27 protein-coding genes are annotated in these 25,721 nt (G+C 66.3%); 11 read left to right on the forward strand and 16 right to left on the reverse strand.

Translation table 11 applies throughout. The features are described from left to right. The 4 genes from ABE463_RS07505 (at nucleotide 1) to ABE463_RS07520 (ending at nucleotide 5,814) form a co-directional block, all read left to right on the forward strand. Nucleotides 1-3,681, forward strand: a complete 3,681-nt coding sequence (locus tag ABE463_RS07505; protein WP_346467715.1) for a TonB-dependent receptor — start codon at nucleotides 1-3, stop codon at nucleotides 3,679-3,681. A gap of 402 nt (nucleotides 3,682-4,083) precedes the next feature. Next, nucleotides 4,084-4,959, forward strand: a complete 876-nt coding sequence (gene rpoH, locus ABE463_RS07510; RefSeq protein WP_346467716.1) for an RNA polymerase sigma factor RpoH — start codon at nucleotides 4,084-4,086, stop codon at nucleotides 4,957-4,959. 155 nt (nucleotides 4,960-5,114) lie between these two features. Continuing rightward, entirely contained in the window at nucleotides 5,115-5,498 is a 384-nt protein-coding gene (locus ABE463_RS07515) for a type II toxin-antitoxin system RelE/ParE family toxin (protein WP_346467717.1), read from the forward strand. Next, nucleotides 5,482-5,814, forward strand: a complete 333-nt coding sequence (locus tag ABE463_RS07520) for a DNA-binding transcriptional regulator (RefSeq protein WP_123729996.1) — start codon at nucleotides 5,482-5,484, stop codon at nucleotides 5,812-5,814. Before ABE463_RS07515 ends, ABE463_RS07520 begins: the two co-directional genes overlap by 17 nt. 64 nt (nucleotides 5,815-5,878) lie before the next feature. On the opposite strand, the gene purD is transcribed toward ABE463_RS07520, so the two are convergent. The 7 genes from purD to prmA form a co-directional block, all read right to left on the reverse strand. Next, nucleotides 5,879-7,165, reverse strand: coding sequence for a phosphoribosylamine--glycine ligase (gene purD, locus ABE463_RS07525; RefSeq protein ID WP_346467718.1), 1,287 nt, complete (start codon nucleotides 7,163-7,165; stop codon nucleotides 5,879-5,881). A gap of 92 nt (nucleotides 7,166-7,257) precedes the next feature. Continuing rightward, nucleotides 7,258-8,169, reverse strand: a complete 912-nt coding sequence (locus ABE463_RS07530) for a hypothetical protein (protein WP_346467719.1) — start codon at nucleotides 8,167-8,169, stop codon at nucleotides 7,258-7,260. Beyond that, complete coding sequence (locus ABE463_RS07535; protein ID WP_346467720.1) at nucleotides 8,166-9,026, reverse strand: hypothetical protein; 861 nt, start codon at nucleotides 9,024-9,026, stop codon at nucleotides 8,166-8,168. Before ABE463_RS07535 ends, ABE463_RS07530 begins: the two co-directional genes overlap by 4 nt. Before the next feature lie 17 nt (nucleotides 9,027-9,043). Next, complete coding sequence (gene purH, locus ABE463_RS07540; protein WP_259258885.1) at nucleotides 9,044-10,627, reverse strand: bifunctional phosphoribosylaminoimidazolecarboxamide formyltransferase/IMP cyclohydrolase; 1,584 nt, start codon at nucleotides 10,625-10,627, stop codon at nucleotides 9,044-9,046. A gap of 141 nt (nucleotides 10,628-10,768) precedes the next feature. Then, complete coding sequence (gene fis / locus ABE463_RS07545; protein WP_038685853.1) at nucleotides 10,769-11,044, reverse strand: DNA-binding transcriptional regulator Fis; 276 nt, start codon at nucleotides 11,042-11,044, stop codon at nucleotides 10,769-10,771. A 114-nt stretch (nucleotides 11,045-11,158) separates the two neighbouring features. Then, nucleotides 11,159-12,058 (reverse strand): DUF3426 domain-containing protein, encoded by a 900-nt coding sequence (locus tag ABE463_RS07550; RefSeq protein ID WP_346467721.1) that lies wholly within the window; start codon nucleotides 12,056-12,058, stop codon nucleotides 11,159-11,161. Nucleotides 12,059-12,088: 30 nt separating this feature from the next. Next, nucleotides 12,089-13,009 (reverse strand): 50S ribosomal protein L11 methyltransferase, encoded by a 921-nt coding sequence (prmA, locus tag ABE463_RS07555; protein WP_259258887.1) that lies wholly within the window; start codon nucleotides 13,007-13,009, stop codon nucleotides 12,089-12,091. A 186-nt stretch (nucleotides 13,010-13,195) separates the two neighbouring features. Here prmA and ABE463_RS07560 point away from each other — a divergent pair, with 186 nt between their 5' ends. From ABE463_RS07560 to ABE463_RS07570, 3 genes are read left to right on the forward strand one after another with little or no spacing between them, the layout of a single operon-like run. Then, nucleotides 13,196-14,158: a hypothetical protein gene (locus ABE463_RS07560; protein ID WP_346467722.1), complete on the forward strand. Its 963-nt coding sequence runs from the start codon at nucleotides 13,196-13,198 to the stop codon at nucleotides 14,156-14,158. Next, a complete protein-coding gene (locus ABE463_RS07565) occupies nucleotides 14,155-14,526 on the forward strand; it encodes a hypothetical protein (protein ID WP_346467723.1) in 372 nt (123 codons plus the stop codon). Before ABE463_RS07560 ends, ABE463_RS07565 begins: the two co-directional genes overlap by 4 nt. Nucleotides 14,527-14,545: 19 nt before the next feature. Next, nucleotides 14,546-15,247: an alpha/beta hydrolase gene (locus tag ABE463_RS07570; RefSeq protein ID WP_346467724.1), complete on the forward strand. Its 702-nt coding sequence runs from the start codon at nucleotides 14,546-14,548 to the stop codon at nucleotides 15,245-15,247. An 82-nt stretch (nucleotides 15,248-15,329) separates the two neighbouring features. Here the strand turns inward: ABE463_RS07570 and accC are convergent, their stop codons facing one another. Genes accC through aroQ form a run of 4 tightly spaced genes read right to left on the reverse strand, consistent with a single transcriptional unit; the run spans nucleotide 15,330 to nucleotide 18,122 of the window. Then, the gene (gene accC / locus ABE463_RS07575) at nucleotides 15,330-16,697 is read right to left on the reverse strand and encodes an acetyl-CoA carboxylase biotin carboxylase subunit (RefSeq protein WP_346467725.1); all 1,368 of its coding nucleotides are present in this window, start codon (nucleotides 16,695-16,697) and stop codon (nucleotides 15,330-15,332) included. Between the two features lie 10 nt (nucleotides 16,698-16,707). Then, on the reverse strand, nucleotides 16,708-17,196 hold the full coding sequence (gene accB / locus ABE463_RS07580; RefSeq protein ID WP_019183531.1) for an acetyl-CoA carboxylase biotin carboxyl carrier protein: 489 nt from the start codon (nucleotides 17,194-17,196) through the stop codon (nucleotides 16,708-16,710). Between the two features lie 54 nt (nucleotides 17,197-17,250). After that, on the reverse strand, nucleotides 17,251-17,673 hold the full coding sequence (locus ABE463_RS07585; protein ID WP_346467726.1) for a lysozyme inhibitor LprI family protein: 423 nt from the start codon (nucleotides 17,671-17,673) through the stop codon (nucleotides 17,251-17,253). After that, nucleotides 17,673-18,122, reverse strand: coding sequence for a type II 3-dehydroquinate dehydratase (gene aroQ / locus ABE463_RS07590; protein ID WP_346467727.1), 450 nt, complete (start codon nucleotides 18,120-18,122; stop codon nucleotides 17,673-17,675). The genes ABE463_RS07585 and aroQ overlap by 1 nt, the downstream gene beginning before the upstream one ends. A 148-nt stretch (nucleotides 18,123-18,270) precedes the next feature. On the opposite strand from aroQ, the gene ABE463_RS07595 reads away from it, so the two are divergent. Together ABE463_RS07595 and ABE463_RS07600 are read left to right on the forward strand one after the other, a co-directional pair. Further along, on the forward strand, nucleotides 18,271-18,450 hold the full coding sequence (locus ABE463_RS07595) for a hypothetical protein (RefSeq protein WP_346467728.1): 180 nt from the start codon (nucleotides 18,271-18,273) through the stop codon (nucleotides 18,448-18,450). A 176-nt stretch (nucleotides 18,451-18,626) separates the two neighbouring features. Continuing rightward, nucleotides 18,627-19,832: an MFS transporter gene (locus tag ABE463_RS07600; protein ID WP_346467729.1), complete on the forward strand. Its 1,206-nt coding sequence runs from the start codon at nucleotides 18,627-18,629 to the stop codon at nucleotides 19,830-19,832. On the opposite strand, the gene ABE463_RS07605 is transcribed toward ABE463_RS07600, so the two are convergent. After that, a complete protein-coding gene (locus tag ABE463_RS07605) occupies nucleotides 19,827-20,723 on the reverse strand; it encodes a LysR family transcriptional regulator (RefSeq protein ID WP_123730014.1) in 897 nt (298 codons plus the stop codon). The genes ABE463_RS07600 and ABE463_RS07605 overlap by 6 nt on opposite strands. Nucleotides 20,724-20,888: 165 nt before the next feature. On the opposite strand from ABE463_RS07605, the gene ABE463_RS07610 reads away from it, so the two are divergent. Next, a complete protein-coding gene (locus ABE463_RS07610; RefSeq protein ID WP_346467730.1) occupies nucleotides 20,889-21,923 on the forward strand; it encodes an alpha/beta hydrolase in 1,035 nt (344 codons plus the stop codon). Between the two features lie 76 nt (nucleotides 21,924-21,999). Here the strand turns inward: ABE463_RS07610 and ABE463_RS07615 are convergent, their stop codons facing one another. From ABE463_RS07615 to ABE463_RS07625, 3 genes are all read right to left on the reverse strand, one after another. Further along, entirely contained in the window at nucleotides 22,000-22,446 is a 447-nt protein-coding gene (locus ABE463_RS07615) for a nuclear transport factor 2 family protein (protein ID WP_346467731.1), read from the reverse strand. A 24-nt stretch (nucleotides 22,447-22,470) separates the two neighbouring features. After that, nucleotides 22,471-23,316, reverse strand: coding sequence for a type 1 glutamine amidotransferase domain-containing protein (locus ABE463_RS07620; protein ID WP_346467732.1), 846 nt, complete (start codon nucleotides 23,314-23,316; stop codon nucleotides 22,471-22,473). Nucleotides 23,317-23,406: 90 nt separating this feature from the next. Further along, entirely contained in the window at nucleotides 23,407-24,423 is a 1,017-nt protein-coding gene (locus ABE463_RS07625; RefSeq protein WP_346467733.1) for a helix-turn-helix domain-containing protein, read from the reverse strand. Between the two features lie 68 nt (nucleotides 24,424-24,491). On the opposite strand from ABE463_RS07625, the gene ABE463_RS07630 reads away from it, so the two are divergent. Further along, nucleotides 24,492-25,235: a hypothetical protein gene (locus ABE463_RS07630; protein WP_346467734.1), complete on the forward strand. Its 744-nt coding sequence runs from the start codon at nucleotides 24,492-24,494 to the stop codon at nucleotides 25,233-25,235. Here the strand turns inward: ABE463_RS07630 and ABE463_RS07635 are convergent. After that, nucleotides 25,230-25,679: a nuclear transport factor 2 family protein gene (locus ABE463_RS07635; RefSeq protein ID WP_123730020.1), complete on the reverse strand. Its 450-nt coding sequence runs from the start codon at nucleotides 25,677-25,679 to the stop codon at nucleotides 25,230-25,232. The genes ABE463_RS07630 and ABE463_RS07635 overlap by 6 nt on opposite strands. Nucleotides 25,680-25,721 lie beyond the last annotated feature (42 nt).

Raw genomic sequence — 25,721 nt, forward strand, 5'->3', positions numbered from 1 at the left:
ATGGATATGACCCTCATTCCCAGCCTGATCTCCCGCCGCCTCATCGTCGGCCTGGTCAGCGCGCTGCTGCCGGCACTGCCGGCCGCCGCCCAGCCGGTCACACCGGCGCCGTCCCCCGCGCCGATCCGCTGCGAGGCCGACAGCTGCCGCAACGATGACGGGCTGCTGCTGCGCATCCTCGATGACAGCGAGCCGGCGCTGCCGCTACCCGGCCGCGCGGATCTTCCCACGGCCGGCGCGGTGCCCGCATCGCCGGCAGTCACCCCGGATGTCGCCGCGCGTGGGGGCCAGTTCATGGCCGAGCTGCCCAACGGCGGCGTGGTGTGGGCCACCGAAGACCCGACCATGGTACCGCCCAGCCTGAGCGTGCAGGCGGCCGCCACGGTGCCGTTCGAGAACGGCCGGGTGATCCGCCCGCTGCGCTTCCACAGCTACAACAACTACGCCTCGTTCATCCAGACACTGGAGGTGACGTTGTATCGCGGCACCGACACGGATCTGGTCACGCCGCTGGCCCGCATCGAGCTGCCGGCCGACTATGTCGGCGACGCGGAGTGGAGTGGTGAGTTGCTGCCGCAGGTCAAGCTGCGTACCGGCGATGAGCTGATCTACGTGGCGCGCGCCTATGGCGCCGGTGGTGCGTTCGATGAAACCCGCCTCCAGCGCATCCAACTGGTGACCCCGGCCGATTTCGACCGTGGCCTGCAGATCACCCGCGAGAGCGTGCAGAAGACACTTGGCCAGGCGTTGGATGGCGACAGCGCGCAGGACCTGCAGCTCAGCAACAGCATCTATGGGCAGAGCATGCTCCGCCTGCAGAACATCCCCATCCACGGGTCGCGCGTGCGCCTGTATGGCCGCAATCTGGAGCCCAACAGCCGCGTGCGCATCGACGGCCAGGACTTCCCGGTCGATCTGGAGCAGAAGTTCGCCGCCGAGTTCCTCGAGCCGGTGGGTGAGCATCGTTACGACGTCAGTGTCGAATCACGCGATGCGCCTTCCGCCCAGCGTCAGCTGGAGGTGGATGTCACCGGCCGCTACCTGTTCCTGGTCGCCATCGCCGATGTCACCGTCTCCAAGAACAGCGCCAGCGGCAATCTGCAGCCGCTCGCTGCAGATGATCGCGACGATGACAGCTTCCTCAGTGAGGGCCGGCTGGCGTTCTACCTGAAGGGCAAATTGCGTGGCAAATACCTGGTCACTGCACAGGCCGACACCCAGGACCGCGAGCTGAAGTATCTGTTCCGCGATTTCACCCAGGCCGACGCGCAGGACGTGTTCCGCCGCCTGGATCCGGACCTGTATTACCCGGTGTATGGCGACGACTCCACCACGTATCGCGACGTGGATACGCAGGGGCGGTTGTACCTGCGCGTGGACTGGGACCAGAGCCAGGCCGTGTGGGGCAACTACGCCACCGGCATCACCGGCACCGAGTACGGCCAGTACGTGCGCTCGCTCTACGGCGGTGCGTTGAACTGGCGGTCGCTGGAGGCCACGCCGCTGGGCGAGGCGCGTTCGCAGGTGAAGGTGTTCGGCTCCGAGGCGCAGTCCGCCCCGGGCCACAGTGAGTTCCTCGGCACCGGCGGCAGCCTGTACTACCTGCGGCATACCGACGTGCTGCCCGGCTCGGAACAGGTGGTGCTGGAAGTGCGCGACCGCACTACCGGCCGCACCGAAACCCGGGCCACCCTGCAGGAAGGCGTCGACTACGAGATCGACACGCTGCAGGGCCGGCTGATCCTGACCCGACCGCTGGCGCAGCTGACCCGCGAGAACGTGCGCAGTATCACCCGCGACATGCCGCTCGATGGCTACGACCAGCTGCTGCTGGTGGACTACGAATACGTGCCGCTGGGTTTCAGCAGCGATGACGTGACCTACGGTGCGCGCGGCCGGCAGTGGATCGGCGATCACGTGGCGATCGGCGGCACCTGGATCGACGAAAACCGCAGCGGTGAGAACTACAGCCTCAAGGGCGCCGACCTCACCCTGCAGGCCGGGCGTGGCACCTATCTGAAGATGGAGCAGACCCGCACGGAAGCCACCGCCGCCCCGGTGTTCTATTCGGACAACGGCGGCCTGAGCTTCATCCGCCGCAACCCGTACGAAGGCCGGCGCTCGGGCACTGCCAGCGCCGTGGAAGCGCGTGCCAACCTGCGTGAGCTGGGCTGGACCACGCAGGACTGGAGCCTGGGCGCATGGTGGCGCGACGTGGACGCCGGCTTCTCGGTCGCGCGCCAGGACACCGGCCTGCCGATCCAGGAATACGGTGCGGAGTTCCTTGGTTATCTCAACGACGATTTCAGTCTGTATGGCCGACACACCCGCACCGAACAGGGCGAACTTGCCCTGGAGCAGAGCCAGCTGACCGCCGAATGGCGGCTGGGCAACGACGGCCAGCTGACCGGTGAACTGCGCCGCGTGCGCGAGGAGCAGGAACTGCAGAGCGTGGATGCGCTGCTCGCTGCGATCGGCTACCGCCAGCGCTTCGGCGCTTCCTGGGAGGTGTACGGCACCGGCCAGGTCACGCTGGACGATGATGGCGGTGCCTACGAGAAAAATGACCTGCTGACCCTCGGCGCGCGGTACCTGTTCGGCGATCGCAGCAGTGTCGGTGCGGAAGTGAGTGGTGGCAGCCGCGGTCATGGTGCCAAGGTCGACGGTGAGTACCGCATGGCACCGGATCACAGCCTCTACGGCAGTTACAGCTACAGCACCGACCGCACCGGCACCGATCCGCTGTTCGATACCGGCCTGCAGAGTGGCTGGACGCTGGGCCAGCGCTGGCGGCTGAGCAACCAGGTCAACGTCTACAACGAGAGCCAGTATCTGAAGGATCGCCGCCAGGACAGCGCCGGCCTCGTGCATACCTTCGGCATGGATTTCTATCCCGCGCAGGGTTGGAACCTGGGCTTCACGATCATGGACGGCGAGCTGGATTCCACCGTGGGCCGCGTCGACCGCCGTGCCTACAGCGTGAGCGGCGGGCGCACCGATGCGGTGGCGCAGTGGAACAGCAAGCTGGAGTACCGCCGCGACAGTGGCGCCGAACAGCGCGAGCAGTGGGTGACCACCAACCGCCTGCTGTACAAGCTCAACGAAGACTGGCGTTTCGCGTTGCGCGCCAACTACGCCGATACCGAAGACCGCATCGACCGCCTGGCCGACGCCAAGCTGGTGGAGACCAACATGGGCTTCGCCTGGCGCCCGCACGACAACACGCGCTGGGCGGGCTTTGGCAAGTTCACCTACCTCTACGACGTGGCCTCGCTCGGGCAGGAGGGCGGCAACCTGTACGACCAGCGTTCGCAGATCCTTTCGCTCGAAGGGATCCGCCAGCTGGGCGCGCGCTGGGAAGTGGCCGGCAAGCTGGCCTCGCGCTGGGGTGACTACCGCACCGGGCGCGGTGAGGGGGTCTGGTTGGACAGCCGTGCCGACTTCGCTGCCTTGCAGCTGCGCTATCGCCTGTTCGCGCAGTGGGAAGGCCTGGCCGAGCACCGGTGGTTGAAGGTGCGCGACGGCGGCGGGCGCAAAGGTTGGCTGGTGGGCGTGGACCGCCGGGTGGGGGAGAACTTCAAGGTCGGGGTGGGCTACAACTTCACCGAGTTCAGCGATGACATGACCGAGCTGAAGTACGACCAGAAGGGGGTCTTCTTGAACATGGCGGGGTATTACTAGGCGTCGGTGGGTTCGGGCCTGGCACGCATGGCGTGGAATGGGCTCCGGTGAGTTCGGGCTGCCACGCATGGCGTGGCACTACCGGGGATCGCGGTGTTGGCGGTCGGCTTCGGTGGGGCATGAGGGTAGAGCCAGGCCATGCCTGGCTGAACTGCCGACAACCTTTCCGGGCTGAATGGGCGCTTCCGGCAGCCTGTTCAGCCAGAAAACACGCGCCAGCGCCCAATTCATCCGTCTATCCTGTTGATTTCATGGGGTTTGATGGTTTGTTTCCAGCCTCTCGCCACTGTCATCATTTCGCGGTACGTTAGGGGTGTCTTCGGTGCCAGCGTCCCATGAACAGAACGCTGGAACTTCTTTCCGCTTTAGCAGTCCAATTCCGGGACTGCTAAGATGAGTGCTATGAGCCAGAACACCTCTACTGCCCTTGTGGCAAACAATCTCCCGATTCCCAGTGCGCTCGGTTCGCTGGACGCCTACATCGGTGCCGTGCACCAGATCCCGGTGCTGTCGGTCGATGACGAGCAGGATCTGGCCCGCCGCTTCCGCGACGACCTGGATCTGGACGCCGCGCGCGAGCTGGTCCATTCCCACCTGCGCTTCGTGGTGCATGTCGCCCGCGGCTACAACGGCTACGGCCTGGCGCTGGGCGACCTGATCCAGGAAGGCAACATCGGCCTGATGAAGGCGGTGAAGCGCTTCGACCCGGACATGGGCGTTCGCCTGGTGTCGTTCGCGGTGCACTGGATCCGTGCGGAAATGCACGAGTTCATCCTCAAGAACTGGCGCATCGTCAAGGTCGCCACGACCAAGGCGCAGCGCAAGCTGTTCTTCAACCTGCGCAAGTCCAAGACCCGTCTGGGCTGGATGAACGCGGCCGAAGTCAGCGCGGTGGCCAAGGACCTGAACGTGTCCGAGCGCGAAGTGCTCGAGATGGAGTCGCGCCTGTCGGGTCGCGATATCGGTTTCGATCTCTCCAGCGATGACGATGACGATCATGCGCCGCCGTCGCCGGCTGCCTACCTGCGGGCCAACGAAGAAGATCCTTCGATGGCGTATGAGCGGATGGACAGCGAAGACAATCAGCTGCAGCTGCTGCGCGAAGGCATGGCCGAATTGGATGCGCGTTCGCGCGACATCATCCGCCGTCGCTGGTTGGACGCGGACAGCAAGGTGACGCTGCAGGAGCTGGCCGATGAGTACGGCGTGTCCGCCGAACGCATCCGCCAGGTCGAGGCGAACGCCCTGAAGAAGATGAAGGCGTTGTTTACTGCGTGATGCAGTGAGGCGCTGGAAGGATGATGAGGCCCGGCACTGCCGGGCCTTTTCTTTTCCGGCAGGGCTACACCGGTGTCTGTCCGCTGATCTTTCCGACAGCGAGGCACGCCACCTGCTGATGTTCACGCCGTACCACTCAGTGGCACGGTATGATCATGCAACGTGTCTTCCGAACCCGGGGTTTCAACCGCAGCCTGCGAAGGTCCGCGCTCGGCGACGAAGCCCTGTGCCGCGCGGTGGAAGAGATGCGGCGAGGCCTGGTGGATGCTGACCTCGGCGGTGGCATCTTCAAGAAGCGGGTTAGGTTGCCCGGCCGCGGGAAGCGCGGGAGTGTCCGGAACATCATCGCTGCCCCGCGGGGCAGCAGTTGGTTCTTCCTTTTCGGCTATGAGAAGAACGAGCGCGCGACAATCAGCGGTACGGAACGGGATGCGCTCCAGTTGTATGCCTCGGAATTTCTGGGAATGAGCTCGACACAATTGGATCGCGCCGTGAAGTGCGGCGACCTGCAGGAGATATGTCATGACAAAGACACTTGAGCCGCGGCGCCCGAAGAGCCGGCTTCTGGAGGCCGTGCACGATGCTGCGGTCCACCTGCATGCGCATGGCGTCATCGATAAGCGTCGATTGATCTGCTACGACGCCCTGTGCCTGGAGCCGGTGCCCACGTACAGCAGCGCCCAGATCCGTGCACTTCGCACATCGCTTGCGCTCAGCCAGCCGGTATTCGCTGGCGTGCTGAACACCAGTGTTTCAACAGTGCGCAGTTGGGAGCAGGGCGACAAGAAGCCCAGTGGGCCATCGCTGAAACTGTTGAACCTGATCGACCGGAAAGGGCTCGACGCCGTTCTCTAGAACAAAGGCCCGGCAATGCCGGGCCTTTGCGCTGCACGGCAGCCGTTGCTGCCCGTGACCCGCCTCAGCCCTGTTCGCGCGCAATCGCCCGCCAGCCGATATCGCGGCGGTGGAACTCATGGGCCCAATGGATCGCACCGACGCCGGCGTAGGCGTTGCGCTGTGCCTCGCCCACCGTGCCGCCCAATGCCGCCACACACAGTACGCGGCCGCCGGCGCTGAGCACCTGGCCCTGCGCGTCCAGCGTGGTGCCGGCATGGAACACCTTGGCCGTCGCGGCGACCGCCTCCAAGCCGTGGATCACGTCGCCGGTGATCGGGGTTTCCGGATAGGGCGAGGCGGCCATCACCACGCCGATGGACGGGCGCGGATCCCACAGTGCCTCCACGGTGTCCAGGCGCTCATCGATCGCCGCCTCGACCAGATCCACCAGGTCCGACTGCAGGCGCAGCATCACCGGCTGGGTCTCCGGGTCGCCAAAGCGCACGTTGAACTCGATCACCTTCGGCGCGCCGCTGGCATCGATCATCAGGCCCGCATAGAGGAAGCCGGTGAACGGAATGCCGTCGGCGATCATGCCCTGCACGGTCGGGTTGACCACCTCGCGCATCACGCGCGCATGCACTTCATCGGTCACCACCGGGGCCGGCGAGTACGCGCCCATGCCGCCGGTGTTCGGCCCGGTGTCGCCGTCGCCGACGCGCTTGTGGTCCTGCGAGGTCGCCATCGGCAGTGCCGTCTTACCGTCTACCATCGAGATGAAGCTGGCTTCTTCGCCGTCCAGGAATTCTTCGATCACCACGCGTGCGCCAGCATCGCCGAACGCATTGCCGGAGAGCATGTCGCGCACCGCGTCCTCGGCCTCGGCCAAGGTCATCGCCACGATCACGCCCTTGCCGGCGGCCAGACCATCGGCCTTGACCACGATCGGTGCGCCTTTCTCACGCAGGTAGGCCAGCGCCGGTTCGATGTCGGTATGCACGGCATAGAACGCGGTCGGGATCTTGTGGCGGGCCAGGAAGTCCTTCGCGTATGCCTTGCTGCCTTCCAGCTGCGCGGCGGCGGCGGTGGGCCCGAAGATGCGGTGCCCGGCGGCGCGGAAGCGATCAACCACACCGGCCACCAGCGGCACTTCCGGGCCGACCACGGTCAGGCCGATGCCTTCGCTGCCGACCAGTGCCAGCAGGCCGTCCAGATCGGTGACCTTGACGTCCACGTTGCGGCACTTGGGCTCGGTGGCGGTGCCTGCATTGCCGGGGGCGACGATGACCTCACGGACCTTCGCGGACTGGGCCAGCTTCCAGGCCAGGGCGTGTTCGCGGCCGCCAGCGCCGATGACCAGGATCTTCAATGCAGTTCTCGCGTAAGAGGGCAGGAACGTGATTTTACGCGGTGCGGGCGGCGGGTGCATTCGGGCGGTCGGTTGCCGTGGCAACCACGGCCTCAGCTGTCGGCGCAGCCGTCGCGCAGGAGGTCATCCGGCACCGGATACGCGCGCTGCCGGGCATCGAAGATGAGGTGGTAGAACTCGGTCGCCGGGCCCGTGCAGTCGTGGCCGCTGGCACGCACCGTCAGCGGCCAGTAGCCATCCACGGCGTTGCTGTCGCCCACCGTCGTGCTGAAGTCGACCGCGAACACGCCCGCGCCGCAGTCGGCCGGATTGCCATCACAGCCGTGCAGGGCGAGATTGTCGAGGTGGTCGCGGTACTGGGCGACATCGCGCAGGCGATGGTTGTGCTCGGCGATGTAACTGCGCCAGACGCGCCGATGGCCGCGCCGGTGTTGCTCATGGGTGATGAGGAAGGCATGGCGTTGCGGGCCGAGCTGCGCGATCTGGACCGTGCCCGGTGCGCCGTGACGCCCGTAGGGGCCCTGCAGGCGCTGGGCCATCACCAGCAGCGGATCTTTGGCCGGCAGTGGGGCGAACATGCCGCCGCGGTTGGCCTCTTCGTCGTCCTTGCCCACGCGCAGCACATACAGATCGACCCGGCCCGGCTCGACCGTGGCTGCGTCGTCCAGGGTCTGGCACACCGCCAGCAGGGTCTGCTCATGACCGTCGGCCGTGACCGTGTCACGCGCGCACACGCTGCGGGTGACCGGGCGTAGTGCCTCGACCTCGGTGTCCTCCCACGCATCCTTCCACGGCGCATCCAGGACGGCCTTGTCGCCATAGCGCGTGCGAAGGAAGGCCAGCAGGCGCTGGGTGTGATCGCCCCTGACCCGGACGATGTCTTCCGGCTGCGGCGTGGTGATGAGCACACGCTGTGGTTTGGCGGGTTCGGAAGACGCAGGTGTGCGCTCGCAGCCGGCCAGCAGCGCGAGCGCCACACCTGCCAGTGCCCACGAACGGATCACTCGCACCCTTCGCGCTGGAGCGCTTCGGGGAAGGCATACGTCCACGACTTCGGGTCCAGGGTGAAGCGATGTTCGCGCTGCACCGGCTGCCCGCCACACCCCAGGCCGGTCTCTTCGATCACCAGCGGCCACTGTCGCGCCGCCGGATCGCGGCTGTCGAAGGACAAGGTGAAATCGAGATTGAACAGCCGCGCCTGGCACTCCGGTTCCGCATCGGCATCGTCGCAGTCGTAGGCCGCGTTGTTGTCGATATGGCTGCGCATCCCGCCGGCCTCCACCAGCCCATTCGGGCCAGGCAGCACCAGCGTCTGCGTGATCAGCGAATAGCCCTGGCCGAACCAGCCATGCTCGATGCGGAAACCGTAGAAGTCGCTGCCGGCGCGGAGAATCTGCACCGTGCCGGGTTCACCCTGGCTGCCGAAGTTCTGCCCGGTCAGCTCGGCGGCCACGGTAAAGCGGTCCGCCTCGGGGCGCAGCACGAAGAAGTCGATCGCGCCCGGGTCCGGGTGGGCATTCTCGAGGGGTGAGCCGCAGACAGTCAACAGCTGCTGCCAACTGTCGCCGGTCACCACCGGTTGCTCGGCACACACATGCCAATCGGTGAGGCGGGTGTCGCCGTCCTGGGTCCAGCTGCCACGCCATTTTCCTGAGAGCCTGGCGGCCTTGCCGTAGCGCTCGGTCAGGAAGGCCAGCAGGCGCTCCGTGCGGCTGACGTGGGCGAGCGGGGCGGCCTTCGCCGCAGCCGCATCGGGCACTGCCGGGGGCGGTGCCGGTTCACTGGCCGGCGTACAGCCGGTCAACCCTGCAGCGGTGGCGATCACCACTGCTGCGAGGCGGGTGCGCTGCCGTGGAGACATCCGTGTCGATCCGGGCATCAGTGGCGGAAGTGACGCACGCCGGTGAACACCATCGCCAGGCCATGCTCGTCGGCCGCGGCGATCACTTCGTTGTCGCGCATCGAGCCACCCGGCTGGATCACCGCCTTGATGCCGGCCGCAGCAGCGGCATCGATGCCGTCGCGGAACGGGAAGAACGCATCGGAGGCCATCACCGAGCCTTCCACCACCAGGTTCGCATCGGCGGCCTTGATGCCCGCGATGCGCGCCGAGTAGACGCGGCTCATCTGGCCGGCGCCGACACCGATGGTGCGGTTGTCCTTGGCGTAGACGATGGCGTTGGATTTGACGAACTTGGCCACCTTCCAGGCGAACAGCAGATCGGCGAACTGCTTGTCGGTCGGCGCCAGCTTGCTCACCACGGTCAGTTCGTCGCGGCTCATGCCGCGGTTGTCGGCGCTCTGCATCAGCAGGCCCGAACCGATCCGCTTGGTGTCGTAGTTGTTGCGGCCCTGCCCGTGCGGAATGCGCAGCACGCGCACATTGGCCTTCTTCGTGGCGTATTCCAAGGCGGCCGGCTCATAATCCGGGGCGATCAGCACTTCAACGAACTGACGGTCCAGGATCACCTGCGTGGTGGCCAGGTCCAGCGGCTGGTTGAAGGCGATGATGCCGCCGAAGGCGCTGGTCGGGTCGGTCGCGTAGGCCAGCTCGTAGGCATCGCCGTTGCCGGCGCCCACGGCCACGCCGCACGGGTTGGCGTGCTTGACGATCACGCAGGCCGGCACGTCGAACTGACGCACGCATTCCCACGCGGCATCGGCATCGGCCAGATTGTTGTAGCTCAGTTCCTTGCCCTGCAGCTGCTGGAACGTGGCCAGCGTGCCCGGCACCGGGTACAGGTCGCGATAGAACGCGCCGCTCTGGTGCGGGTTCTCGCCGTAGCGCAGATCCATCACCTTCACGAAGTTCGAATTCATCTGCGCCGGGAACTCCGCACGCACCGGCACGGCGGTGTCAGTGGTGGTCACGGCGGAGAGGTAATTGCTGATCGCCGCGTCGTACTGTGCCACGCGGTTGAACGCGGCCACCGAGAAGGCGAAGCGCTTGGCGGCCGAGAGCTTGCCGTCGTTGGCATCCAGCTCGGCCAGCAGCTCGGCGTACTGCGACGGGTCGGTCGCCACGGCCACGCGGGCGAAGTTCTTCGCCGCCGAGCGCAGCATCGCCGGGCCACCGATGTCGATGTTCTCCACGGCATCTTCAAGCGCGCAGTCCGCCTTGGCAGTGACCGACTCGAACGGATACAGGTTCAGCACCAGCAGGTCGATCGCGCCGATGCCGTGGTCGGCCATCACCGCGTCATCCAGTCCGGCACGGCCGAGCAGGCCGCCGTGCACCATCGGGTGCAGGGTCTTGACCCGGCCGTCCATCATTTCCGGGAAGCCGGTGACGTCGGCCACGTCCTTCACTGCCAGGCCGGCCTCGCGGATCGCCTTGGCGGTACCGCCGGTGGAGAGCAGCTCCACGTTGCGCGCCGCCAGGGCGCGGGCCAGGTCGATCAGACCGGTTTTGTCGGAAACGGACAGCAGGGCCCGGCGCACGGGCAGCAGATCGGAACTCATGGGGGCAGGAGATCGAAGCGGAGCGGGGGCATAGTGTAGGCCAGTGGCGCTGGCATGGCCCCAGAAACGACGAAGGCCGGTACCGAGGGCTGCTCGATCCGGCCTTCTCCCGCCAGGCACGACGCGCGTGCCCCGCTGGCATCAGGTCGCGATGCCGTATTCCTTGAGCTTCTTGCGCAGGGTGGCGCGGTGGATGCCCAGCATCGCCGCGGCGCGGCTCTGGTTGCCTTCGCAGTGGTTGAGCACTTCCACGAACAGCGGAATCTCCATCTCGCGCAGCACGATCTCGTAGACATCGTCCGCATCGCAGCCATCCAGGTCCCGCAGATAGCGCCGGACCGACTGGGCCACGTGTTCGCGCAGGGGTGGCTTGGGCGCGCCACGACTGTTGTCAGGACGAGAAAGGACAGCGTTCAAGGAGTTTCCCGGTGCAAGAGCCAGGGCGGACAACAGCCCACGGCGGAATGGTGATGGGGCCAGTCTAGCGCGTGCGTCGGCTGCCTGCCACGCTCCGGCGGCGCCGACGGCGCCTCAGAGGAACTCAAAGGTGAATGCGACGGTAGAGGCCGCGGGCTCGCGCACGCGGAAGGCGATCTGCGCGCTTTGCCCCGGTTCCAGCGTAGCGGCCGGGTCCGTGGCGCGGTCCAGATAGTCGGCCGGGCCGAACACATTGGTGCCGATCACGCGGCCATCGGCATCGGACAGCGACAGCCGCAGCGACGGCCAGGCCTGTGCCCAGCGGGCATCGTTGCGGATGCTCGCCTGCACCTGCAGCGCGCCGGCCTGGCCCGGAACCGGGCGCACATCGCGGCTGAGCATGCTGAAGGCCGCCGGCTCACGCCAGGCCGGCAATGAACAGCGCAGCACGCTGCACAGCCCGGCGATCCACGGGCGGGTGCCGGCATCGGCAGCAAGCCGATCGCGGTCGGCGACGGCGATCTGGACCAGCAGCACGGCGGCCAGCCCGGCGACCATGCCCCACTGCCAGCGCGGCGTGCGCAGGCGCGCACCGGGCAGGCGCAGGAAACTCGGCGTAGTGATGGCGTCGGCTGGCGGCATGGCCGCGGTGGCGCTGCTGCGCGCGTCCTCAGTGAGGGCGTCGGCATCCTCCGGCGGCGCTATCGATGGCGCTGCCGTGTCAGCAGGCGACGTGGCCGCTGACCCGGCGTCGGCCACGGGCGCGCGTTCGGATGGAGGTGGCAGGTCGAGTTCGAACGCCTGCGCCGGGCGCTGCGGCGCGTGCACCGGCTGTGCATCGATCACCTGTTCCACCGCCAACGGCGCGATGCCATCGTCCACGGGCGACGTCGGCAACGCCGACGCCTCGTCGTGGGACAACGAAGACGGCTCAGCCGGATCGGCCGGCGCCTCCGGCGACGGACGCAGGAACGTGGCGATCGGGCGTCGCGGCGGCATCGGAGGCTCGGACATGGGCACGGGACCGGGCAGGAGACGGGCTATTCAAGCACGGCGGACGCCGGTGATGCGCATCCAATCGCCGTCCTGCGCCACCGCCAGCTGCTCGAAGGCCGGGGCATAGCGCTCCAGCAGTTCGTCTTCCTGCCCATGCAGGATGCCCGACAGCGCGATGCGACCGCCCGGTGCCACGCGCGCGGCCAGCACGTCGGCCAGTGCATCCAGCGCCGAGGCGAGGATGTTGGCCACCACCACCGGATACGTCGCCTGCGGCTCGTCGTCCGGCAGATAGACCTGCACACGGTCCTGCAGCCCATTGCGCTCGGCGTTGTCACCGGTGGCGAGCACCGCCTGCGGGTCGTTGTCCACGCCGACCGCGCGCGCGGCACCCAGCTTCAGCGCCGCCAGGGCGAGGATGCCCGAGCCGCAGCCGAAATCGAGCACGGTGTTGCCGGCCAGCGCACCCTCGGCGGCGAGGCCGTCCAGCCAGCGCAGGCACAGGGCCGTGGTCGGATGGGTGCCCGAACCGAACGCCAGACCCGGATCCAGACGGACCACGGCGGCATCCTCGGCCTGCGCGGCCTCTGGAAGTTCATGGTTCCACGGCACGATCCACGTGCGCTCACCGAAGGCCATCGGCTGGAACTGGTCGATCCAGGCGCGTTCCCAGTCTTCGTCGGCCACGGCGCGGAAGCTGGCATTGGCCCAGTCCAGGCCGGGATCGAAGGCATCCAGCGCGGCCAGCAGGGCCAGCGCATTGGTGTCGCCCGGGAACAGCGCGGTCAGCACCAGATCGTTCCACAGCGGGGTCTCGCCCACGCCCGGTTCCAGGATCGCGCGCTCGTTGCTGGTGTCGGCATCGGCATCGAGCAGGGTCACCGCCAGCGCGCCCACGTCGTCCAGCGCATTCTCATAGCGCGGCTGGGTGGCTTCGGTGCAGTGCAGGGTGAGTTCCAGGAAGGGCATGGGGGCAGGGACCGGCGGAAAACCGTGCATGTTAGACCAGTGCGGGCCGATGGTCCCGGCGCCGCTCAGGTGCGGGCGTCTCGCTGGCCGGTAAGACCGGCCGGACAGCCGGTTCAGACACTGCTGCGGCCGCTTGCTAAACTTGGATTTCTGCTGTCCATCGCCGACAGCCTGTGACTTATGCCCATGGCGCTCGTGCCGACCCTGAAAACCTGGTTGCTGGTCGTACCGGCCCTGGCGTTGCTGGGGGTGGTGGGCTACCGCGCGGGCGATCGGGTATTGCATGCCGATCAGGCCGCTGCGCACATGGATGAGCCGCAGGCCGGCAACGCGCCGACGGCGGTCCCGACCGAAGCGCGGCAACTGGCCCGCCGGCTGCTCGGCAGCGAGCGCGGCACCGCTGTGGCATCGGGCCTGCCGCTGGACCTGCGCGCCGATATCGAAGGCGATACCGATCTGTTCGCCTATGCACAGCGCCTGCAGCTGCAGGCCGCCAACGGCAACGCCGAGGCCGGGTGGATGATCAGCCGCGTCTACGACTACTGCGCCATGTACGCGATGGACCCGGGTGGCTACCAGCTCGACAACACGCTGTTGACCGGGCTGGGCATGAGCGCGTCGGCACCGATGGTCGCCGCGCGCGAACGCGTCTCGCGCCGTTGCGCGGGTTTTGTCAGCAGCGACAACCTGGGCCGGCCGTTGATCCTGGCGCAGCGGCTGGAATCGGCCAAGGCCGGCAACCTCGCCGCCGAGGCCTCGCTGTTCGCCGAAGGTCATCCGCTGGAAAACGCACCGGACTATCGTCGCGGGCTGGTCGAGCGGGTGATGGACTCGCGGGATCCGGAAGCCTTCATGGCGCTGGCACCGGGCATGGGCCAGCGCGCCAGCGGTGACAACGCGATGAGTGGCCTGGTGGCTGGCGATCAGTTCAGCGAACTGGCGTGGCGGCTGGCAGCGTGCGAGCTGGGCATGGCCTGCGGGCCGGACAGCGTGCTGATGAACAATTTCTGCGCGAACGGAGGGATCTGTTCGCAGGACGGTGGGCAGGACTTTGCCACTTTTGTGTATGACGCCGCGGTATCGCGGCAAGGTGCGGGGAAAATGAACGTGTTGGTCGAAGAGCTGGTCAAGCAGAGGAATGGGCGATGAATTACCGTCGAATTCTGCACGGTGCCAAATTCTGGTTCTGGGTGGCGTTGTTCGTGGCGTACTCGGCCGGAGCGGTGGGTCTGGTGATGATCGACACCTACGACGATCGTTACCGAAGCCTGTCCAAAGTGCAGCTGACCTCGGTCAAGGCCGATGCCGAAGTGCGTCGTGCCGGTGCCAGCCAGGTCGCTGCGGTGTACCGCGCGCAGAGTGGCATGCCGTTCGCTTCGCTGCCCAGCGGCAGTACCTTCCAGGTGGTGTGGCCCGATGGCTCCACCGAAACGATGGTGATCGTGGATCCGACCTCGTCGCTGGGCGTGGAGCCGGTGAAGAACTCGCAGGTCACTGCGGCTGATACCGCCAAGTGACCTTCCGGCAGGGGCGGCCATGTCCGACCTGCCTGTGCTGATCGTGCTGCCGGGCATGGATGCCACCGGCACGCTGCATGACGGTTTCATCGATGCGATGGCGGCGAGAGGCATGGCGACGTCGGTCATTGCCTATCCGCACGACCGTCCGTTGGATTATCGCCAACTGCTTCCCTTCGTGCAGGCCGCGCTGCCGCGCGATGTGCCGTTCGTCCTGTTGGGGGAGTCGTTCTCCGGCCCTCTGGCGTTGGCGGTGGCGGCCCGCGCACCCCGCGGCCTGCAAGGGCTGATCCTCACCACCACGTTTGCCCGCGCGCACTGGCCGGTAGGGCGTGCGCTGCGTCCGCTGCTGCGTTGGCTCCCGATGCGGGGCATGCCGTCGCCGGCGTTGTCATGGTGGCTGCTCGGCCGTTGGGCGACGCCGGCGATGCGCGATGCGTTGCAGAAGGCGCTGGCCCAGGTGGGCGTGAAGGTCTTGCGGGCGCGCCTGCGTGCCGTGCTGGAGGTGGACATGCGTGCGTCCGCGCCCGATGTCGCGGTACCGGTGTTGTGTCTGTACGCCTCGGATGACCGCTTGCTGCCTGCGCGCGCGCAGCGCGAGTGGTCAGCACTGCTGCCGCACGCGCAGCAGCACAGCGTGGTCGGCCCGCACCTGCTGTTGCAGGCCAACCCGCAGGCTGCCGCCGACCTCGTCCGGCGGTTCGCCGGTGGGCTCGGCTGAAGCGGCAGCGCGCCGCGGGCAAACAAAAAGGCGGGGAGATCCCCGCCTTTCTGCTGTCCGGCATACCGCGCAGAGCAAGCGATCAGGTCAACGCGATCGACTTGTTCTTGCGTTCGGCCAAGCGCTTTTCCAGGTAGTGGATGTTCTGCCCACCGGCCTGGAAGCCCTTGTCGCGCATGATGCGCTGCTGCAACGCGACGTTGGTCTTGATGCCGTCCACGACCAGCTCGCTCAGCGCCACGCGCATGCGTGCGATCGCCGTCTCGCGATCCGGGCCGTGCACAATCAGCTTGCCGATCATCGAGTCATAGTTCGGCGGCACGCGGTAACCACTGTAGATGTGGGTATCCACACGCACACCGGGGCCACCCGGCGGATGGAACGCGGTGATCTGGCCCGGGCTCGGCACGAAGGTCTCGGCGTCTTCGGCGTTGATGCGGCACTCGATCGCATGACCGGTCAGCACCACGTCGCTCTGCTTGATCGACAGCTTCTGGCCGGCGGCGATGCGCAGCTGCTCGCAGACCAGGTCGATGCCGGTCACCATCTCCGTCACCGGATGCTCCACCTGCACGCGGGTGTTCATTTCGATGAAGTAGAAACGGCCGCCTTCGAACAGGAACTCGAAGGTACCCGCGCCGCGGTAGCCGATGCGGATGCAGGCTTCCACGCAGACCTTGCCGATCTCTTCGCGCAGCTCGGCGGTGATGCCCGGTGCCGGCGCTTCTTCCACCACCTTCTGGTGGCGGCGCTGCATGGAGCAGTCGCGTTCACCGAGGTGGATGGCATTGCCCTGGCCATCGGCGAGGACCTGGATCTCCACGTGACGCGGATTCTCCAGGAACTTCTCCATGTAGACCTGATCGTTGCTAAAAGCGGCCTTGGCTTCGGACTTGGTGGTCTCGATCGCCGCCTTCAACGAGGCTTCGGCGTGCACCACGCGCATGCCACGGCCGCCACCGCCACCGGAGGCCTTGATGATGACCGGGTAGCCGATCTCACGGGCGATCTTGGTGTTGGCCACGATGTCGTCGGTCAGCGGGCCGCCCGAGCCGGGCACGCACGGCACGCCGGCGGCCTTCATCGCGCGGATCGCTTCCACCTTGTCGCCCATCAGCCGGATGGTGTCGGCTTTGGGGCCGATGAAGATGAAACCGGATTCTTCCACGCGCTCGGCGAAGTCGGCGTTCTCCGACAGGAAGCCGTAGCCCGGGTGGATGGCCTGGGCGTCGGTGACTTCCGCCGCTGCGATCAGGGCCGGGATGTTGAGGTAGCTCTCCGAGGACGGTGCCGGACCGATGCAGACCGACTCGTCGGCCATGGCCACGTGCTTGAGGTTGCGGTCGACCGTGGAATGCACAGCCACCGTGCGGATGCCAAGGGTATGGCACGCGCGCAGGATGCGCAGCGCGATCTCCCCTCGGTTGGCAATAACGACTTTGTCGAGCATGGACTAATCCTTAGCCGATCACGAACAGCGGCTGGTCGAATTCGACCGGCTGGCCGTTTTCGCCCAGGATGGCGACGATGGTGCCGGAGACATCGGCTTCGATCGGGTTGAACATCTTCATCGCTTCGATGATCGCCAGCGTTTCACCGGCCTTGACGGCCTGGCCGACCGACACGAAGGCCGGCTTGTCCGGCGAGGACGAGGCATAGAAGGTGCCGACCATCGGCGCGCGCAGCACGTGGCCATCGGGCAGGGCGTTGCCGGCCTTGGCGGTGCCACCGGTGGAGGCTTCGGTCGGCGACTGCATCGGCATTGCCGGGGCAGCGGCCTGGGCCGGTGCCGGCGCCATCATCATCTGCGGCTGGGCCTGGACCATGCCGTAGCCGGAGACGGGCGCGCGCGACAGACGCACGGACTCTTCGCCTTCCTTGATTTCGATTTCGGCGAGGTTCGACTCTTCCAGCAGGTCGATCAGTTTCTTGATTTTGCGGAGATCCATAGGGGCCTCTTTAGCTCGTGGTGTCAGTGTGGTGGGAAGCGCGATGCGCTCGGGTCAAAGCAATTCGTAGAAATCGCGCAGCTGCCGCGTACGGTCGCGCGCGAGGGTGGTGAGGCAGTGCATCTGCGCGCCATTGCGCGAGGTGCCATCGGCGTTGAAGGCGTAGACCGCATCGCAATCGTGATCGCGCAGCTGCATCCATGCCCTCTGGGCCAGGATCAGCTGCTTTTCGGCATCGGCGCAGTGCGTGCAGGCGCCTTCGGCCGCCTGGCTGCGCAACTGCTGGCGCGCCTGGGCGTACACCGCGTTCAATTCGGTATCGGCCTCGCTGGCCACATCCGAGGCGCACAGGTCCGATTCCATTGTGCCGCTCGGCTGCGCGCAGTCGATGCCTTCCGCGCTGCGATCAGCGGCGATGGCGGCGCCGCACAGGCAGCCCCACAGCGCGACGCTGGCGAGGACACGCGGCAGCGTCATCACGCGGAGGTGGCCGCCAGCCGGGTCAGCGCCGCATCCATCGCATAGCGATAGCTGTCCGCCCCGAACCCACAGATCACCCCGACCGCCTTGTCGCTGAAATAGCTGTGCTGGCGGAAGGGCTCGCGCGCATGCGGATTGGAGAGGTGGATCTCGATGAACGGCACGTCCACCGCGGCCAGCGCATCGCGCAGGGCCACCGAAGTGTGGGTGAAGGCCGCCGGGTTGATCAGGATGAAGGCCGTGCCGTCAACGCGGGCGGCCTGCACCCGATCCACCAGCACGTGCTCGGCATTGGACTGCAGGCTCTCCAGGGCATGGCCGGCGGCCTGCGCCTGGGCCAGCAGGGCCTGGTCGATCTGCGCCAGCGTGGTGTGCCCATAGACCCCCGGCTCGCGCGTGCCGAGCAGGTTGAGGTTGGGGCCATGCAGGACCAGCAGTTTCGCCATGGGTGCCGAACAACAGGAAAGGGCGGAGTCTGGCGGAACTGGTGGATCGTGTCCAGTTCGACGAAGTTACGCGTGTTTCAAGTGATTGTTTGAAAACTGAGCGGGACCGTTGCGGTAGAGGGATGTTGGCGGATGCGCAGGCGGCGGCGTGGCGATTGAAGCCGTGGCCCACGTTCATCGCATGGTAGGAAATGCCGCCGACGCGCTGGCAGACAAGCGGCTGGAACGGGCGATGCACGCGTGGCGCCAGAACTCGCCGGCGTTCGCGCTGCTGGTCGAAGCGCTTCGATGGCGCGGTGATGACGCACTGCTGAGAAAACCTCAGTAGTCCATGAACCCGGGGGCGGCTTATCAGTCCCCGCTGCGTGGGCCACCATGGCGCCCACTGAAAGCACGTCCGGGTTCTGTCGCGCATCGTCCGCGCTGCCCAACGCCACGTCCCTGTCTCGTCCCTGCGCACTGTGCAGGGCGGCAACGCCATTCCTGTTCCAGAGAGTGCTCCCCATGCCCCCTGTCGCCACCTCCCTCCCCGCGCAGAGCGACGCGCATCGCGCTGCCGCCGCGCCGGCGCACTGGGCCGGCATCTTCGCCATGACCCTGTGCGTGTTCTGCCTGGTCGCCTCGGAATTCATGCCGGTCAGTCTGTTGACGCCCATCGCCACCTCGCTCGGTGTTACCGAAGGATGGGCCGGCTATGGGATCGCCATCTCCGGTGCCTTCGCCGTCATCACCAGCCTGTGCATTGCCCGCATCGCAGGTGACCTCGACCGCAAGACACTGCTTCTGCTGCTCACCGTGCTGATGGGCATCTCCGGTGTCATCGTCAGCCTCGCCCCCAGCTATCCGGTCTACATGATCGGGCGCGCGCTGATCGGTGTGGTCATCGGCGGCTTCTGGTCGATGTCGGCCGCGATCGCGATACGGGTGGTGCCGGCCGCGAGCGTGCCCAAGGCACTCGCCGTCTTCAATGGCGGCAATGCGCTGGCGACGGTCGTGGCAGCCCCGTTGGGCAGCTACCTCGGCGGCATCATCGGCTGGCGCGGCGCCTTTCTGTGCCTGTTGCCGATCGCCGTGATCGCACTGGTGTGGCAATGGATCAGTCTTCCTGCACTGAAGCCGGCGCCTCGGCAGGCGACCGGCAGCATCTTCGCTGTTCTCCGGCGCCCGCTCGTGCTGCGCGGGATGGCCGCCGTCGGGGTGTTCTTCAGCGGTCAGTTCATGCTGTTCACCTACCTGCGCCCGTTCCTTGAAACGGTGACCCAGGTCAGCGTGGGAACGCTGTCGATGCTGCTGCTCGCGCTGGGGGTGGCCGGTTTCATCGGCACCGTGCTCATCGGGAGCTGCATCAGGAAGAACGTGTACCTGCCGCTGATGATCATCCCATTGGTCATGGCGGCCATCGCGGTGGGGCTCACCGTTTTCGGTCACTCCAGCCGCATGGCCTTCGTGCTTCTCGCTGCCTGGGGCCTGGTGGCCACTGCTGCACCGGTCGCCTGGTGGGCATGGCTGGCCCGGTCCATGCCGGATGATGCCGAGGCCGGTGGCGGGCTGATGGTGGCGGTCGTGCAGCTCTCCATCGCGCTGGGTTCCACGGTGGGCGGGCTGCTTTTCGACGGCAGTGGCTACCGCGCGACCTTCATCGTCAGCGCGGCGGTGCTGCTTGTCGGTTCGCTGTTGGCTGCACTTGCCGCGCGCACCCGCACGTCATAGTGCTGGATGGCGCAGCGCGTTGATGAGGGCGGCAAACGCAGGCGATCCCTGCCGGCGGTTGGGGTAGTAGAGGTGGTAGCCGGAAAACAGCGGACACCACTCGTCCAGCACCTGCACCAGCTGGCCGCTGGCGAGGTAGGGCGCGGCAAGATCCTCGGTCACATACGCCAGTCCAATGCCATCCACGGCGGCATTGATGACATGGAACATGCTGTTGAACACCAGCTGCCCCTCTCCCTTGACGCTGAATTCCTTGCCGTCCTTTTCGAACTCCCATGCATAGATGCTGCCTGCGGGCCGGTGACGGATGTTGACGCAGGGCAACCCCGTGATCTCGTACGGCGTACGGGGTTTGGGATGGCGCTGGAAGTACGCAGGCGAGCCCACCACCACCAGCCGCCAGTCCGGACCAATGCGGACGGCGATCATGTCGTTGCTCAGTGCCTCGCCCAGGCGGATGCCCGCGTCGAAGCGTTCCTCGACCACGTTGGTGAATCCGTAGTCCACGTAGAACTCCAGCGTGATGTCCGGGTACGCGGCCAGGAACGTCGCCAGCCTGGGCCGGATCACCATCTCGATGGCATCGTCGCTGCAGGTGATGCGAAGGGTGCCGGCAGGGCGGTCACGGAGATCGCCGAGCGCATCCACACTCTCGCCGATGGCGTCGAAATGCGGGCCTATCGAGCGCATCAGCCGCTCGCCCGCTTCGGTGGGCGCGACATTGCGCGTGGTCCGGGCCAGCAGCCGGACGCCCAGGCGCGCTTCGAGCTGTTTCAGGGTGTGGCTCAGCGCCGATGCGGAGACCCCGAGCCGTGCCGCAGCCTTGGTGAAGCTCTGCTCCCTGGCGACGGCCAGGAACGCCTGCAGATCGTTGGTTTTCAGGACAGCCATTGCTGATTCCGCATCAGGAGTCGGGCGCGATGCCCACAGTATCACCGCGATTTGTGAGCAGAGCTCAGTACGCCTTCCGCATTCCTACGGCTAATCACGGTGGTTGCGGAGGGCTACCGTGGGTCCGGCCTACCAACGCCCCGCATTTCTCACTGAGTACCTCTCATGAAACGACTTGCCCTGCTGCTGGCGCTGGCCGCCAGTTCCTTCACGACCCTGGGAGCCACCATGCCAACCGGTGCAGACAATTTCTACAAAAGTGACACGGTCACCATTGAACGGGTGACCTTCAAGAACCAGTACCACATGGAGGTGGTGGGGAATCTGGTGCGGCCCAAGGCGGCATCGAACGCCACCGCGTCGGCCGCGGTGATCGTCGGCCACCCGATGGGGGCGGTCAAAGAGCAGAGCTCCATGCTGTATGCGCAGAAGCTGGCCGAGCAGGGCTTCGTGACCCTGGCGATCGATCTGCCCTTCTGGGGAGAGAGCGACGGCGAGCCGCGCAATCTGGTCGCCCCGGAGATGTACAGCGAAGCCTTCAGTGCCGCAGTGGATTACCTGGGGACCCGCGACTTCATCGACCGCACGCGGATCGGTGTGCTCGGCGTCTGTGGCAGCGGCAGTTTCGCCATCAGCGCGGCCAAGATGGATCCCAGGCTGCGCGCCATTGCCACGGTCAGCATGTATGACATGGGCGACGTGACGCGCAATGGTCTGGGCCAGTCGGTGTCGCTGGAACAGCGCAAGGCGATGTTGGCCAAGGCGGCCGAGCAGCGCTACACCGAGTTCACCACCGGCAAGGGAATCTTCCTCGACTATCTTCCCACCCAGCTGCCCGCCGATGCCGATCCCGTGACCCGCGAGTTCTGGGCGTTCTACCGTACCCCGCGTGGTATCGCCATTCCCAAGGGGCGCACGCTGGAGACCACCCAGAACCGCATGCTGACCAGCGAAGTCCGCTTCGTGAACTTCTACCCATTCAATGACATCGAAACGATCTCGCCACGCCCGATGCTGTTCATCGCCGGCAGCGAGGCCCACTCGCTGGAGTTCAGCCAGAAGGCCTACGCGCTGGCCGGGCAGCCCAAAGAGCTGTATCTCGTCCCGGGTGCAGGACATGTGGATCTTTATGACCGTGTTGATCGGATTCCGTTCGACAAACTCACCCGCTTCTTCGCAGCCAACCTGAGCGCCGACTGAGCCCAGGCAGGATGCAGGCGCGCATCGCTTCCGGGTAGCTCCCGGAAGCGATGGCGTCCCGTCTGCCAGGTTCGGCTCAGGGCTTGATCTGGCCGGTCCAGGACTTGCTCATGATCTTCCACTGGCCATCGGTCTTGAGCAGGACCACGTAGTCCACGCCGTCCCAGCCGGGGTAGTCCAGCATCACGCGGACGGCCGCCAGGTTGGTGGCGATGTCCACGATTTCATAGCGGCGCTTGCGCTGGGCCTCGTTGGCCGCCGGCTTGCCGTTGAAGCCCTCGGCGAACTGTTCCCCGGTCCGCATCTGCAGCGCGCTGCCACGGGCTTCGGAGTAACCGATCATCACGCCGTCTGCGCGGAAGACGTCCTTGGCCAACGTGTTGTCGGCAGTGATGTAGGCGCGCATGAAGGTCTGCATGACCTTGTCCACCGCCTCACGATCGGTGCTCTGCGCCATGGCCGAGGTGGGGAGCAGCAGGAACAGGCTGGCGGCAAGGCCGACGGATCGAATCGATACTTTCATGGTGTTTCCTCGGGGTTTGGGAGATCAGGGTTGAGCGGCTGCCTGGTTGGACGCCTGCACGGTGTGGATGCGAAGCGCCTCGACCACGGCCTGCGCCACCGGCGTTGCAGAGGCGTAGTTCTGCCCGGTCACCAGCCGGCCATCGACTTCGACATGCGGGTCATCGCTTTCCACCGTCCGGAAGGCACCGCCGCGGGACACGACGGTCTGGCGGATCAGGAACGGGAACTGTTTGAAGTACGGCGCATCCTGGCGTTCGTGCTCTTCGGGATAGCCGCTGATGCGCTTGCCCGAGACCAGGTACTGGCCACCGGCAAGCTGGAGATTCACGATGCCGGCCGTCCCGTGGCAGACAGCCGAGATCACCCCGCCGTTGCCCTCGTAGACCTGCATGGCAATGCGCTGCAGCGCCACGCTCTCGGCGACCCCGTACATGGCATTGCTGCCGCCCACGTAGTACACCGCCCGGTACTGCGTGGGATCGATCTGTGACGGGGTGACGGTGCCGCGCAGCCCGCGCATGATCCGGGCATCGTCCAGACGGTGCGCCACGTCGTCGCTGACGTAGTCATCCAGAATCGGTACGGCGCCGCCGTCGGGCGACACGAAGTCCACCGCGTAGCCGGCGGCATGGAAGACATCCCAGGCATGCACCACCTCGCCAAAGCTGACGCTGGCCGGGAGCGTGGAGGTTCCATGCACCTTGGCGCTGGCGATGATGAACAGGATGCGGTCCTGCTGGCCGCTGGCGGGCTGTCCCATGGCGGTGGGAACCGTGGTCCGCGGCGCAGCGTCGGTGGTGCAGGTACCGCCCAGCCAGACGCTGAGCAGGAGCAATACGAAGGTGGCGATGGTACGTAACGTCTGCATGGCGCTGACTCGCAGGAAGGAGCCAGCACCGTATCCAATCGCTTTCAAATCAATGTATTGCAGCGTCTTCCCGGAGTGCGGAAATCGATTCTAGGAGTGTGTGGCGGCCGTGCGGTAGGCCGCCGGGGTGACGCCCTCGCACTTCTTGAATGCGCTGTAGAAGGTCGACATGGACTGGAAGCCCGCTTCCTGCGCCACGATATCCAGCGGCTTGGGAGGCTGCTGTTGCAGGATCGCCTTGGCTTCGATCACCCGCAGCTGGGTAAGGTACTGCTTGAACGAGGTCTGGTTGTTGTCGTTGAGCAGCTGCGACAGCCGGGTCTGGGGCATGCCAAGCCGGCGGGCGAGGCGGGGCAGGGTCAGGGCAGGGTCCAGATGCAACCGCTCGCGCGCCATCAGCTCGGCCAGGGCCTGCAGTTGAACGGCGGCGTCGGACTCGGGGATCCGACGGTCCTGATAGGGCTCGATCGTTGCCCGGCCCGAGCGCAGGCGGAGCCCGACCAGAACGCTTACCGCGAGAACGAACGTGAAGGACAGCGCGCCGACGATATAGGACGTGTATCCCGCCGTGTAGTACGCGATCCAGATGATCCAGATGCCCCCCAGCGCCCCAAGCAGAAGCGTGGCGGACGGCGAGGACCGCAGCCGCGCACGGTGGCGATACACCTGCACGGTGGTGAGCAGCAGATAGCCCAGCCAGGCATAGTTGATGCCCGGCGTGATGACGTATCGCCACAGTTCGATGTTGCGGGTGTAGGGCAGCAGGACATTCACTACAACGGCGATCCCCAGCAGCGCGGCGAGGTGCCACCGGCCGTTTGTGTCCGTTCCCGCAGTCTCGCGTTGGCTGGAGCGCACCAGAAAGTAGAGGCAGGGGCCGATCAGGAAACAGGCGGTCAGCCCGAGCTGGAGAACGACCAGCGGAATATCCGGCCAGAAGTGGAAGGCCACGGATTTTCCCGTTCGCACACCCACCATCAGGATCAGCAGTGAGAGCCAGCGCTGCGTGGGCTCACCCTTGGCGCGCCACCACAATACCGACGCCGCGACGATGCCATTGAAGGCGCCCAGCATGGCGAAGAAGAAGAGAAAGTGTTGGCTGAGCATTGGCGCAGTATTGAGAAAATACGCGGCCCGTCAAGCGGGTCGCTTTTACCCCCGTGTATTCTCTGCACATGGATGACACTCAATTTCTGGCGCGGCGGCGCCTGCTGTTGGCCGCGCTTGCGGGCGCCGCATTGTTGCCCTCGTGCGCGCGCGGCAATGCCGCGGAGGGGGCGGCGGCCGTGCCGACGCTTGAGTCCGAGCGGGCGGGGATGGCGCCGTATCTGTTCCTGACCGTCACCAGCGCCACACGCAGCGTGGAGGAACTCGCGCAGCTGGTGCAGTCCACGCTGCTGCCGGCGTTGGCACCAGCAGACATCCTGCATGCTTATGGTCCGGTGGCCGGCGCGATACAGCTGTGGATGGCGCTGGAGCCTCACATGCTGGACCACTACGGTGTGAGCGTGGATGCCGCGCTGTCCCTGCTGGCGGGCGCCGTGGACGGCACCGTGGGCCCGGTGCCGGGCCGCAACACACTCGATGCGTGGGCGATCCAGCGCACCCACACCCGGGCCGAGGTGAACGCCAACGACATCACGCTGTCGCTGCCAGGCGAGAGCCACGCACCGTTGTTTGCCTTGGGCAGCTCGCACTACGCGCTGGCGCCCCCGCCGTGGTCGAGCCAGGCCTGTTACTCCTTCATGCTCGAGCCACGCCGTCGCGTGGTCGCACCGTTCGAGCAGCACTGCCAGGCACTGCTCGACGCTGCGGCCGACGTCCTCCCCGATGATCTGCAGATCCAGATGGGACGACTGGGGGATTTCATGAAGGCCGTGCCGACGCTGTACGTGAGCATGAAGGATGAAGACTCATGACGCCGGCGACTTGCGTTGGCCGCTCCATGATTTGCTCACGATCATCCACTTGCCATCGATTTTCAGCAGGGCAAGGTAGTCTTCGCCATCCCAACCAGGGTAGTCCAGCGTCAGCTTCACCTGCGCAGCGTGTGGGGTGACGTCCAGGATCCGGTAACTGCGTTTGCGCTGCGCCTCATCCGTGGCCGGCTCGCCAGTGAAGCCTTTGGCCCATTCTTCCGTGGTCTGCGTGACCATGCGGCCGGCGGCGGGGGAGTAGCCCACCACCACGCCATCTTTCCTGAGTACCTCGAATATCAGCGCCGGGTCGCCTGCCTCGAAGCCACGCAGCATCTTCTGCATGAGCTGGTCTACGGCGTCATGGTCACTGGTCTGTGCCAGAACGGTGGTGGGCGAGAACAGCAGCGCGGCGGAGAAGAGGGCGCAGAGCAGTGAACGTTTCATGGTGGACCCAGGCAGGCAGGAGCCAGCAGGCTGTCTGATCCG

Source organism: Stenotrophomonas sp. TWI819, assembly GCF_039673075.1.
In the GTDB taxonomy this organism is placed as follows: domain Bacteria; phylum Pseudomonadota; class Gammaproteobacteria; order Xanthomonadales; family Xanthomonadaceae; genus Stenotrophomonas; species Stenotrophomonas rhizophila_B.